This window comes from Sphingobacterium arenae (assembly GCF_014692505.1).
GTDB lineage: Bacteria > Bacteroidota > Bacteroidia > Sphingobacteriales > Sphingobacteriaceae > Sphingobacterium > Sphingobacterium arenae.
This window is the reverse complement of the sequence record NZ_JACNYK010000001.1, coordinates 261,771-274,541: the sequence shown is the minus strand read 5'-3', so window position 1 is coordinate 274,541 and position 12,771 is coordinate 261,771. Positions and strand designations below refer to the sequence as shown.

General features: G+C 41.6%; 9 protein-coding genes. All 9 read right to left on the bottom strand.

Annotation, left to right across the window (positions count from 1 at the left end; genetic code table 11):
* Nucleotide 1 precedes the first annotated feature (1 nt).
* The 9 genes from H8B17_RS01175 to H8B17_RS01135 all read right to left on the bottom strand — a co-directional run bounded on the left by H8B17_RS01175 (nt 2) and on the right by H8B17_RS01135 (nt 12,767).
* Nucleotides 2–877: a YicC/YloC family endoribonuclease gene (locus H8B17_RS01175; RefSeq protein ID WP_190307349.1), complete on the bottom strand. Its 876-nt coding sequence runs from the start codon at nt 875–877 to the stop codon at nt 2–4.
* 112 nt (nt 878–989) lie between these two features.
* Nucleotides 990–2,225: an MFS transporter gene (locus H8B17_RS01170; RefSeq protein WP_190307348.1), complete on the bottom strand. Its 1,236-nt coding sequence runs from the start codon at nt 2,223–2,225 to the stop codon at nt 990–992.
* 5 nt (nt 2,226–2,230) lie between these two features.
* Nucleotides 2,231–3,280, bottom strand: coding sequence for a galactose oxidase (locus H8B17_RS01165; protein ID WP_190307347.1), 1,050 nt, complete (start codon nt 3,278–3,280; stop codon nt 2,231–2,233).
* Nucleotides 3,281–3,323: 43 nt separating this feature from the next.
* Nucleotides 3,324–4,253 (bottom strand): dihydrodipicolinate synthase family protein, encoded by a 930-nt coding sequence (locus H8B17_RS01160; protein ID WP_190307346.1) that lies wholly within the window; start codon nt 4,251–4,253, stop codon nt 3,324–3,326.
* Between the two features lie 16 nt (nt 4,254–4,269).
* The gene (locus H8B17_RS01155) at nt 4,270–5,913 is read right to left on the bottom strand and encodes a sialidase family protein (protein WP_223816281.1); all 1,644 of its coding nucleotides are present in this window, start codon (nt 5,911–5,913) and stop codon (nt 4,270–4,272) included.
* Between the two features lie 112 nt (nt 5,914–6,025).
* Nucleotides 6,026–7,498 (bottom strand): sulfatase, encoded by a 1,473-nt coding sequence (locus tag H8B17_RS01150; protein WP_222867709.1) that lies wholly within the window; start codon nt 7,496–7,498, stop codon nt 6,026–6,028.
* A 32-nt stretch (nt 7,499–7,530) separates the two neighbouring features.
* Complete coding sequence (locus H8B17_RS01145; protein ID WP_190307345.1) at nt 7,531–8,301, bottom strand: sialate O-acetylesterase; 771 nt, start codon at nt 8,299–8,301, stop codon at nt 7,531–7,533.
* A 142-nt stretch (nt 8,302–8,443) separates the two neighbouring features.
* Complete coding sequence (locus H8B17_RS01140; protein ID WP_148918070.1) at nt 8,444–9,910, bottom strand: phosphodiester glycosidase family protein; 1,467 nt, start codon at nt 9,908–9,910, stop codon at nt 8,444–8,446.
* A gap of 19 nt (nt 9,911–9,929) precedes the next feature.
* Nucleotides 9,930–12,767 carry a glycosyl hydrolase gene (locus tag H8B17_RS01135; protein WP_190307344.1) on the bottom strand — a complete coding sequence of 946 codons (2,838 nt, stop codon included), beginning with the start codon at nt 12,765–12,767 and terminating at the stop codon, nt 9,930–9,932.
* Nucleotides 12,768–12,771 lie beyond the last annotated feature (4 nt).

The following is a 12,771-nucleotide window of genomic DNA, read 5'->3' as shown; positions in this document are numbered from 1 at the left end:
TTTATAATACATTAAGTAGCTGTTCTTTTATTTTTTCCAGTTCCTCTTTCATCCGAACCACAATCTGCTGAATATTAGCGTCATTGGCTTTCGACCCCAAGGTGTTGATCTCCCTGCCCATTTCCTGTGAAATAAAACCTAATTTCTTCCCATTGGAATCATGTGCGTTTAATCCTTGGATAAAGTAATTACAATGACTTTTTAAACGCACTTTTTCTTCGGTAATATCCAGTTTGTCAATATAATAGATAATCTCCTGTTCGAAACGATTCATATCCACATTCTCCTTTCCGACAGCTTCATCTAAATAATGGCTCAAGCGCTCTCGTATTAACGGAATACGGTTTTCCGCTACTTCTTCCACTTGCGAGAGGTAGGATAGAATTAAATGCACACGGCTTTCCAGATCTTTCTTTAAAACGTCGCCTTCATCCGCTCGAAACTTCGTAAAATGCGCTATTGCAGCATAAAAAGCTTCCATCAGCACTTTTCCCTCTTCTTCATCTACTGTATCTTCGTTTGCACTGACAACCTCCGGCATGCTGAGTGCCATTTCAAATAGGGACGCGTTGGTTTCTCCCAGATTTTGGGCTATTTCCTGCAATTGTGCATAATATTGCTTTAAAAGCGCGGCATTGATCGTCGACGCTTTCGCTGTTTGGTCAACATATTCAACCGATACGGTAATATTAACTTTACCTCGTTCTATCAATTTACTGGCCTCCGTGCGGAGTATCAGTTCGCGATCGGATACAATTTTAGGTAAACGCAAACTAAGCTCAAGAAATTTGGAATTGAGGGATTTCAATTCCACGGTATATTTGACCTTTCCATTTTCATGGCTGCCGATACCGTACCCTGTCATAGATTTTATCATACGCAAAGGTAAAAAAAAAGCCCTTATCTATAGATAAGTAGCTTTTGACATTTTTGGCTATCGCCTATTTTTCTATCTGAAAACAAATGATCTTTATGATGCAATAGACTTTTTAATTCTTTTGTTTAATTTTTACAAACAATAACGTCAGCGAAACCAACAACAACCCTACTGCTATGGTTTTATAAGTTATCGAAAGATTTACATTTGCATCTTTCAACGCCCCTCCTATATATACCATTAGCCCGCCCACTATGGTACTTAAGAAGTTTAAGAAGCCATATGCTGTGGCAATATACCGCTGGTCAACCACTTGCCTAAGCATAGGCATTAAATTAGCGTCATTAAAACCTCTCGCCAATCCAAACACAATCATAGCAACTATCGCCAGTAAAAAGAGATTCGTCGAAGCCATGATAAACAAAAATGGTGCTCCGACACAGAAGCCGATTATCATCACGTTTAATCTACCTTTTGGGTTCTTTTGCACCCATCGATCGGCAATAATTCCACCCACTATCACGCCGACAAAAGATCCTATCTGTATATAGCCTGTAGCAGAAATTCCTGCAGTTCCTAAATCCAAATTGAATTGATCTTTCAAAAACGTCGGCAACCAACCGTTGACCAACCAATTGGCCATACCCAATATTGCGAAATAAATCAATATAATGTAGAAAGAAGCTAGTCTAAACAAAGAAGAAAGCACCTCTCTGATCGAGTAGGAAGAAGAAACCTCTGTTATGGGCTGCGAAATACGTTTCGGCTCCTCTTCTTCTTTTTTTACATCTTTCAAAAAATAAATCAATACAAAAGAATAAATAATTCCAAACAGGCCAAAAACATGGAATCCGGATCGCCATCCCCAGTACTCCGCAATAAATCCGCCCAAGCCCCCAAGCGCTAACCCGGTATACAAACCACACATGTGTAGACCAGTGGCCAATGATCTTGTTTTTCCGGTGTGATAATCGGTGATCAAAGCGAGCGCTGCAGGTATATAGCAGGCTTCACTTACACCCATCAGTAATCGCGTAGCCAACATCTCCGGAAATGTGGATGCATAGCCGGTCCACAAGGTTACCAACGACCAAATGGCGACAGACAGAACAATCACTTTTTTTCGCGAATATTTATCGGCCAAAAAGCCGCCAAAAGGACTTACAAAACCATAAGACCATAAAAATACGGACGTCAACAAACCAAATTGCGCATCCGTCAGATCAAAATCTGCTACAATAGGATCGCGCATCGATGTAATTAGTATTCTATCAAAATAATTTAGGAAAGCAACCACCCATAATAATGCGACGAGTAGCCACGCATAACCTTTTGTTTTCGTATTCATAAGATTTAGTCTTGCTTCATAGTGCCCCATAATACCTGAGGCGTACGGATTCCCGGTCTGATCTCTCCCGAGGGTAATATTATTCCACCAGCCCAATATGCTGTGCCTGTCGTCACAGGAACCCAGGTTTTTTCGTGCTGTTGTTTTTCTGAAATAATGATCTTATCCGCGCTATAATGCCACAAATCCATCCCAAAATCATAGGTTAGTATGCGATTAGAAAAACCAGGGTGATTATGCTTTAAGTCTTGATTGGCCAGAGCGCCATTATCGCCTCCGAAGACAAAAAGGTCGTTGGATTTGCAATCAAACCAAGCTGGACTTGGAGCCGCCGCTACCGATTCGGGCAGGTCAGCGATCCTTGACCATCGCATATTATCGTCCAATACATAGGCATCCTGCAGATATTGTCTTTTGCCATCCTGCAAACTTACACCAGATAGTACCACTAAGTTCCCTTTCCCCTCTGCGACTACAGATAGCATACGGCCTTCACCGGGAATGGGTGGACAGACTTCCCATCCTTTATCCGTTGCGGTTAGATCCATGCGCCAACATACTGATTCTGCCGTTGGCGAATCTGGGAACTTTATACCCCCAACGATATACCATAAACTGCCTATCCTGACACTCGAACAATTTGCTAATTGAAAAGGTAATTTTGGCAAATCTTCGATATGCCATCGGTTTTCTTGCCATGTGAGTTTAAATGCTGAAGAAAGATGTCCCTCCTCATTGCTACCGCCAGCAATAAACACACTGTTCTGAAAGGAGGTTACTGCTCCGTATCCCATTGGAATAGGCAAGTGTCCAAGCGAGGTCCAGTTTCCTTGCTTATCTGTAAGTGCAAATATCTTATTCGTCCATGTTTTCTTACCACCATCCCAGGGTGCTCTTCCGTCCGGAAAATTCGCTCCGCCCATGACCAGCAGGAAATCATCGGTTGTCGCAATATATGCTCCTGCAAATCCCATTGTATCCGGAATTGGAGTTAGCACGTTCCATTTCGTTTTTGTTGCAGCTGTCTGTGCAGGTAAAAGAATTGAGCTTAGCATAAATAGTATAAAGATAAAATGTTTTATATTCATTGTCCGCCCATTAACAAGACTTTACAAGGGAACAAGACTTCACAAGGGAAAGAAAGGCAGTATCAGACAGATCTGCATACAGGTTTTGTTCCTGCTCTTTACTAAGGGCCGCCAATGGCAGTCTTGGTATACCTAGATCCAGTCCTACCTTTTTCATAATTGCACGTTGTGTCGGGATAGGTCCATACTTTACCAGTAATTGTACCATTTGTACAGCCTCAAAATGAAGCTTTTCGGCTTCATCCAGTTTTCCTTCTTCAAAATAAGCTACAACTTGCGCATATAGCTTGGCTGCATAATTGTATGTACTGCCGATAGCGCCTTTCGCTCCCACGGCAAGGGCGGGCAGAAGAAGCTCGTCGTAACCAAATAAAATATCAAATTTACCCGATTTATAGTGTAGACAAGCCTGGTATTCCTGCATCGTCGCTGCCGTATACTTGATACCCGCCAGATTGGGTATTCTTTGTTCTGCCAGTTGCAAAAACTGAATCATATCGACCTGTATACCCGTCAACGCAGGAATATGGTAATAAAAGAAGGGTAATTTAGGTGCCGCTGATGCTATCTCAGCCATACAATCGACCAAATTGGCTACCGAACTTGGTTTAAAGTAAAAAGCAGAAACAGATGATATATAATCCGCACCGTGTTCTTGTGCATGTGCCGCCAGACGTTTAGCCTCTGTGATGGAACTATGCCCTACATGTACGAAGACAAGTATTCTACCTGCCACGCAGGCTATATATTTCTCGGTAATTGCCATCCGTTCTTCCACAGTTAAATTCGGTCCTTCACCGTTCGTTCCACAGACAAATACGCCACTGACCTGCTGTTCAATCAAGTATTCCACATAAGGAGAAATGGCATCCAGATCGATACTTCCATCTTTTTTATAAGCAGCAAAAGTCGCCGCAATTAATCCTTTAATTTTATTCATTTTTATGTTTTATAATTTATAACAAATCTTTTAACGCGATACGCTGAAATACCAAGTCAGCTTGACTACTTTCGTAGAGAACACCAACAGTATATTCGTCGACAGAAGTAATGCAGGAGTATCCCCTACCTTTTCCTTCGTCGAGCAACAGTTTCCTTTCCCATGTCTCGGCATTGTCCTTGCTCACTTTTAGCGTGATATTGATGCGGTCATATTTGGAATCCGGATTACAAAAAACGATTATCGATTTAGACGTTCCGTTCTCTGTATAATGATGTTTGTGAATACTAGCCATGCATGTTGGCTCAATCAGTGCACCATGCGAAGTGGGGTGCTCAATCCATGTTTTGCCCATATCGACTGTCGTCGCTATGGCTCGCCCATTATCTGGTCCTTTATTGGTCGCGTTGAAATTAGAGCGCATATTTAGCATAATGTGTCCGTCTTCTAATTCTACCGCCATACATTCCGTTGTCGAGCGGGGCAGCGCCGGATTAGATGTTGTCCACGTCTTGCCCTGATCGTTGCTATAGGTAATATTAGAAAACGCCTTTCCGGTCTTATCTCTTCCTTGCGTTGGCATTACGAGGGTGCCGTCCTTCATCGTAAAACCGCTACCTGGAGCAGGAGCCCATAACCACCATTCCTCTTTTTTACACATCGTTGTCAGATTAACTGGCTGCGACCAAGTTTTACCATTATCATGGCTTTTTACCATCAAGAATTGGGAAGTTTGCTTGATATCAAATCCAGGCTGTGATCCCTTGGTTTTCCATTGGTGGTTCCAAATTTCTTTATCATTTTTTTTACCCGGATACCAAGTCCCAGTTTCATCAATTACGCCATGCATCCATAATCCGGCTACGTAAATATCTCCGGTTTTCTCGTCCAACAGAATATTGGGATCAGAGACGCCGTTGAACTTTTGGGGCAACCCTCCATATTCACCCATGTCAATAGCAATTTCTATAGGTAACCAGGTATTTCCTTTGTCTTCACTTCTTGAAACACCGATATCCATATGACCCTGCAAATCCCTTCCGGATTCGTAACGGGCATCATATACAGAAATCAAGGAGCCATCTTTGGCTGTAAGAATCCCCGGGATGCGACTCGTATGCACGCCCTCCTGCTTGTGTCTTCTCACCGCTACACCCAAGCGATGTACGGACGACTTCATGCTATCTATATTCGTCAATTGTTGCTTGTCTATTTGAAATTTCTCAAGTTCAAGCATAAAGGGGAGTTCTATATGCTTGATTGGTCTTACCTTTACCGTTATCCAAAGGAAATTTGTACCTTTTCCTAATTTGGTAAGAAAAGACAGGCTATTCTTACCTGATTCGGCTTTCACTTTTGTTAAAGCCGTGTAGTTCCTTACATTGTTCTGCTTTAATAATGTGGAATCATCGGCAGTGTACCATACACCAATTTCTTCAATAACTTCAGATGCCCTTTTATCCAACTCCAGAACAATCTCACCTTTTGATAATACCGATTTTGTTTTATTATCAATTCGGAATCTTTTGACCACATTAATTTCTTGATCGGCTAATATGGGAAGACAATAGTTTTTTACCGCTAGTTGGATTTGTGCAGTACTTACTAATGTCCACATCGACAAAAAAAGTGCAACAGCTAATATTCTAAAAACTTTCATTAAAATTAGAAATAGGTTTATAAATAAATCATTAAAAACTAGTACTTATGTAGTACATATAAAAGTAATAAAAAAATGTGATATTCCTAGAAAATTATATTTTTATATTTAATCAGTGCTTATGAGCAATCGTGCTTGGTTTAGCTTTAGACCAGCCGTCGTGGAGTTTTTGTTTTAGTTCGTTAATCAAAATAGCATTCGAAGGCAGATCCGCTATATTATTTAGTTCTGAAGGGTCTACTTGGTGATCATATAGTTCGATTGCGCTAATTTCATCTGTTTTAAAATCACGCCATTCTACGTAACGATAACGATCTGTTCTCATCGCATAACCCATTAAATTCGGGATTCCTTTGTATATCCAGGGTCTGGGGAACTGGCTAAATACAGCACTTTTCCAAGATTGGTCGGGATTGGTTAGTAAAGGGACTAAACTAGTTCCTTCAAGATTATCTGGAATTTGGAAGCCGGCCAGATCAGCCAAAGTTGGATATAAATCCACCAATTCAACTAGGCCGTTAGACATTATACCTTGCTTTTTCCCAGGAGCAGCGATTACTAAGGGAACTCTGGTGTCTAGTTCATAATTTGTTGACTTTGCCCATAGCCCCTTCTCTCCCAAATGAAATCCATGATCACTCCACAATACGATAATGGTATTTTTTGTTAAATTCAAACGATCTAACTCGTCCAGCACCTTTCCAATTTGGGCATCAGTATAGCTAATTGCAGCATAATAACCGTGTAATAATTCCCTCGTTTTATCGTCTGTAATTACATTATCGACGCCTATGTCGGTGTAACCTCTAAGTTCCTGATTTTTATGTCTGGCATAGGAGGGTATATTTCTTGGCGTATTTTTCTCAACAGGCAAGGTGATATTGTCACGATCATATATATCCCAATACTTTTTTGGTGCACTAAAAGGTAAATGTGGGCGGCGGAATCCTACCGCCAAAAAGAAGGGCTTATCTTTAATTTTTCTTAAAACCTCTAAAGCTTGATTTGCGACCTGCCCATCAACGTAAGCATTATCAGGCACGTCTGCAATCTCTGATGCTGCTGCTTTAGCCGACTTTTTCTGAAGATTTGAAGGCAGAAGATATTTTCCTTGTTTCGTGGTGACGGCGAGTATTTCTGGTACAGACCAAGAAAGAGAATCCTGTGCTGATGCAGGATCGTGATATATTTTGCCAATACTTTGCGTATGATAACCATTATTTTTAAAATATTGAGGCAGAGTAACTACATCTGGAATAGTGTTGCGAAAATGCGTCCTTAAGTCCCAAACCTTTGTTGTATTCGGTCTTCTTCCGGTCATTAAAGAAGTCCGTGAAGGGGAACATACAGCTTGTTGGCAGTAGGCCCGGTTGAATAAAGCGCCTGTTTTTGCCAGTTTATCTATATTGGGGCTCTGCACAGTTTCATGACCGTAACAGCCCAACTCGGGGCGCAAATCGTCTACCGCGATAAAGAGGATATTGGGTTTCTGTTTATGTTCGCTCAACTTCTTGTTTACGGTGCAACCACCTATGGCTAATGCCATTGTGGAAACAATCAAAATAATATATTTATGATTTTTCATCCCTCTATGTTTACTAAAATAATTTTCTTCTCTTATTTATTTTGTTGCAGGTGGATCATTTGAGCCGCAAATCGTTTACCAAGTTCCGTTGCCGAAGCTGCATCAAAATGTGTGTTATCCCCTTTATGTGTCAGCCCATCAGAACTGGCCAACGCGGTATTCGGGACTATCCCGGGCAATAGTTGTAACTTATCATTTACTAATTTATAATTGTCGCGATAGCGTCCGAGCTCGCCTGCTACGAAAGGCAAATTCTCATCCCCGGCAACTATTCGCAAGCGTCCGATGAGCGATTCAAGCTTGTCCAGATAATCGGAAGACCTTTCAGGGGAACTGTTCGCTTCTCCCTGATGCCAGATGATTCCTTTTATTACCCCGCTCTTCATTGCTGTATTTAACCGGGTGACGGCGTCATCGTAGGGATGTTTTTTTGTCACAGGATCCATTGCTGAGGGCACCCAAGACGTTATAGCGGTACCACCCACAGCGCAGGGAATCAAACCGATTTTAACCGACGGATTTGCTTTCGCCATTTCAATCCCAAAGGTAAGTCCGGGACCTACTGCAGCCATTTTAGGCTTGTCGAAATGTAACGGGTGGGACGCAATCACCCATTCGTTGTCCTTATTGAGCATAAGTACCTTGGGATCAGAAAGGTTCTTATAATCGACATCCAAGAGACCACGACCGGCCATATTTGACTGACCAATAAGTAGATACAGATGAAAATTTGAATCAATGGAATCCGGATCAGGGTTCGAGCTGTAGCGATTTTGATCTGGTTTTGCACTTAATACGGACACGACTATGAGTAAAGTAAAAAGCAGAGTTCTGCACGGAATTTTTAGAAGATTCATTGATTGTTCTTTTAGTAGTTATGTGCTTCGTTATTTTAATTAATACAAATTAATTTTCATTCATTTCTTTATGTATTCGTGGATTTCATTACTTCACATAAATCACGCTCCTGACGGGTCTTTGCCATGTGCCGCCAGTAGGATAGTTGACACGACCATTGTCTCCCTGATTCTTAACAAACATCGTCGATGAACCACCACCATCTAAGTTCATGGCATTAATAGCACCCAAGGCCTGCAAGATTTTCGCCAACTGTAGCGTAGTCACACCCGTAACACCTCCCCCTGTATCTACAACCACCATAAAAACACGTTTACCATCTGCCGTTACGCCCACCCCTGTCCTTGCAGTCTGCGAATTATTATGCCCAGTCGACATATCCAGTGCTTCTATGACACCAGAAGTAATCAGCATCGGGCCACACACCATGATGTTCTCCGCCTCCGAAACAGGGATGGCCGCAGCCACTAAATTCAGATCCTTACCGCTCTCCGTAAATTTCTTCACCGTAGCCACATTGTTATGTATGAGAAGCGCTGAATTTGTATAGAGTTGGCTGACATCCAAGTGTCCATTCTGAACGGTAGTACCATCAATCCTAATATAGGGGTCCTTGTTGGTTGAATTGCCATATGGAAAATACCCCGCATTCACCCCGGCTACAGCATTGTCGTTATTACACATGGTCACCGTATTGATCTCGGTTGGTGAGAAACCGATCCCTAAGGTATTGGCCTCACTAAGTGTAACATCCAATATATATACCCTTCGCAGGGTTGCTCCAAACAAATCGAACTCACCTGTTTTGTAAGTTAGCCCCGGTTTTATCGTATGTGTGATCCAGTTATAGGTTGCGATCTTATTTTGGTCGATATCGACAGCAATACGCTTGGCATTCGAGACCATATCGAACTTAGTAACCGTAACATCTGCGGTAGCCGCGCTACCTAAATCAGGAGCAGTCACTGTTAAGGAGGTCTTCGTCGCCACCATAACCGTTGCCTCTATCGTTCCAAACTTAACAATATTATCTTCTATATTTGGGCTAAAGTCATTCCCGTTAATGACAACTGTAGAACCATAAAAACAGGTCGTGGTCGTAGTGGTTATTAAGGGAGGTGCAGTATCGTTATATGTAAACGTTTCTATATTCGAACGCTTATTATTAACGGATACAACCACGTTTAGGGCAACATTATTGAAGCCCGAAGGGGCTTTAGCGGTGAGCTCAGTGCTTGATCTTTTGGTTATTTCTGCAACCTTTAAACCAAAAATAACATCCACCTTATCGCCATTGTTACCGAAATTTTCCCCAAGAATAAGCACCTCTGTTCCTTCCGTCCCGGCATTCGGGGACAACGATGTTATAGAAGGTGTTAAGGATGTTACAGAAGGGGGTATAGGGCTATTCGGATCGTCAACGTCATTGCTTTTACAAGAGACTGCTAAAAACAAGATCGCTATACAAACCGGTAGCATACGAAAATAGTTTAATTTTATCCCCATAACATGGTTATTTCGTTTTAACATATAATTGATTTTAATTAATCTCATTGTTTTAAGCACATCGTATTTACATCAGATTGACAGGTCCAACAAGTCCCAGAGAATACAGTGGCTGTGGCTTGATATTCGTCCATTGTTGAGCAACAGCATTCTCTTTCAACGATTTAGCGTAATTTCCCAAGACCGTAGTAACCTTTATTTTAATTGTATTGTTGCCTGATTTTAACACCTCTTTTAAATCGTAAAAATGCTTTCCATACCATCTGAATCCGAGCGGCTGGCCATTTACCTCCAGTTCCGATATGCCAAATACCTTTCCAAGGTCGAGCGACTTGTAATTCTCCGGGTTATCAATATGGATTTGTTTTTCATAAAAAATAACACCGCCGAACGACTGGAGCTTCGGCTCTTCTTTAAAATCGATTAACTTCTGGAACTCTGTTTTAACGGGTGGTTCATACACTTTTTCGAGCGTTAGATACCAAGGCCCTTCAATGGTGTAGGCTTGCATGTCTGCAACTCGTGGGAGAGAATACTCCTCGCCCGTGGTATCATTGGAAAAAACGATTAAAATGGACTGTGCAGGATCAAGACTGATTTCAAGGACATTCTTCGCGTCATTATACGGATATAGATATTTTTCACCTGTCTCAGGATTCCAAAGCCAGGCCGTTTTATTTCTAACATTAAAGGTCGCGGTAAATTTATGTGCCTTTTCCAGGTGATAGTTACAAATAAAAAAAATATCTACCTCATCGGTTTTATAGTGTACCTGACTTACATGAGAAACAGGTCTGTCGAATTTAACAAAAGGTATGAGATTATATTTAGCCTGAAGCTTTGCATACCAGTCTATGATTTTTTCATTTGGAGCCGGATAGAACGTAACATGACGAGGGAAATCTTTTTTCAAAGACTGAATTTCGAGATACACCTTTTGATCTCTATCTTTGGCATTCAGCTTCCCGAATGACTTAACAGGCTCTTTTCCGATAAAAATTAATTGCCCTCCTGCCGCTACAAATTTCCTAAGCAATGTCGGGGTTTCTGGGGCTATCGATTCCATCTCAGCCATTAATAGCGTTTTATAGCTTCTTGTATTGTAATGAAGTCCGCCGCCCGAAAAGCTGCACTTTTGCAAAATGTTTTCGTTTATGTAGTCACACCCACTCCCATTTTGATGGATAGATTCCCATATGTTGTTCGCATATTCTGGGTATACCATTTGAGGAACTTGCTGGTATTGAAGACCGACTTCCGACCACATGTCTGCTAATGGAAACATGATGGCTATATCTGATTGCATTTCCGAGTTTTGAAAAACGGCAGATAACCTAGCTTTGTAGTTGAGCCATGTCTTCAAGTATGGCCACCAGGTATTCTTTTCGCTAAAAAATGACCCATAACGTACCCAGCCCGGGAAAGGAGCTTCCGGAGGGCTATAATTGAACCCGTGCAAAATGGAATGCGTAACTCCCGAAAGATTGCTTTGATCGCCCACTATTTTTATCCTTTCCAATGTGTCGTTAAAAACGAGATCCGTATTGGTAATCTCCTCGCAACTTATCACACGTTTTCCGGTTAGTCTTGCCGCAGAAGAAACGAACTTATTAACAGGACGATATGCTCTCCCGGTTTTAAAGGTGTTCTCTGGCATATCGGCACCTACATCATCACGAATCCAAGTCTCACATTCGGGTATATCGACCAGCATAGCTGATTCTAACGTGTAATATTCGCGGCCATATGCCTGCACTCTTGATTTAACCTTATTTTTCTTGCACCAGTCTATAAAGGTCTGAAAAAACCGTTCATTAAAGAGTTCTAGACGTGTTGTTTCGAAATCGTATCTCACCCGGTTAATTTCGTCCTGTGCTGGAGAAGAAAGGGAGAGGATGTCCTCCATAGATTGCGTGCCGGTATGCGTGTTTTTTGTGCTTAATTTAAATAGAATAAAAGGCAAATAAGGCTCCAGCGAATATCCTCTTCGTTGCTTAAATTGCTCCAGCATATCATCACACCAATTTGAACCACGCAGTTCCAGACTATCTACAAATATGGATCGGAAGTGATCGCCTATATTACCAATTCTGGTGGTGATCGCATCAGACATTCTATCCAGGTAACGTTGGACGGCCGCTTTATTGTAGTGATTAAGAACAGGTCCCGATGCTCCAGGTGCTCCGTATTGTACAGATGAATAACCTGTTAATTTTGCAACAGCGTAAAGTATATGATCTCCAGCCGGTACATCAATAATGATATCCGAGTTCTTTATTTGCGAATTGAGGTTAATTCCCGGACTAAAAGAGTCGAGATGTGCCGCTGAAAGCCTCAATCCAAAAAGTTCCATGGATCCGGTTTTACGTTTCATTAGAAAAGCTGTTTCAGCTAATAGCTCTTCTTTCTTTATTATAAGTTGCTGCGGTCCCTTTAAATGCTTTGTTCCGAGAGCAAGTAACTGTAACTGCTCATCCTCTTTAAGGAATTCGCCACCAAAAGGCCAGCCCGAACCTACGATAATATCACAGGCTATTCCGCGGTCTTTAGCAGCAATTAATGTTGTCCTTAATGCTTCCAGCCATTCTTCTGTCAGCCAATGAAGGGCCTTATAATCCATCGGACTATTCCATTTAGGAAAAGCAATGGTATTAATTTCAACACCGGAAATTCCCATTTCTTTAAGGACATCCAGTTCACGTATCAGTTCCTTTTCCACAACTCTTCCACCATTCCACCACCAGCGGACAAAGGGTCTCGCTGCATCGGGTGGATTTTGAAAATTTTTATATAAGTCGGATACAGAATCTTCCGCAGCATTCCGTCTTTTTGTTGAAAAAGGAAAGCCGTACACTAAAGGTGTTAAGGCACCAATTCTGACAAAATTTCTTCTGGATATCTTCATTCTT

Bases quoted from the DNA above. Each gene is read 5' to 3' on its own strand.
- H8B17_RS01140 (WP_148918070.1), bottom strand. From the start codon at position 9,910: ATGAGATTAATTAAAATCAATTATATGTTAAAACGAAATAACCATGTT.
- H8B17_RS01150 (WP_222867709.1), bottom strand. From the start codon at position 7,498: ATGAAAAATCATAAATATATTATTTTGATTGTTTCCACAATGGCATTA.
- H8B17_RS01175 (WP_190307349.1), bottom strand. From the start codon at position 877: ATGATAAAATCTATGACAGGGTACGGTATCGGCAGCCATGAAAATGGA.
- H8B17_RS01170 (WP_190307348.1), bottom strand. From the start codon at position 2,225: ATGAATACGAAAACAAAAGGTTATGCGTGGCTACTCGTCGCATTATTA.
- H8B17_RS01135 (WP_190307344.1), bottom strand. From the start codon at position 12,767: ATGAAGATATCCAGAAGAAATTTTGTCAGAATTGGTGCCTTAACACCT.
- H8B17_RS01155 (WP_223816281.1), bottom strand. From the start codon at position 5,913: ATGAAAGTTTTTAGAATATTAGCTGTTGCACTTTTTTTGTCGATGTGG.
- H8B17_RS01165 (WP_190307347.1), bottom strand. From the start codon at position 3,280: ATGCTAAGCTCAATTCTTTTACCTGCACAGACAGCTGCAACAAAAACG.
- H8B17_RS01160 (WP_190307346.1), bottom strand. From the start codon at position 4,253: ATGAATAAAATTAAAGGATTAATTGCGGCGACTTTTGCTGCTTATAAA.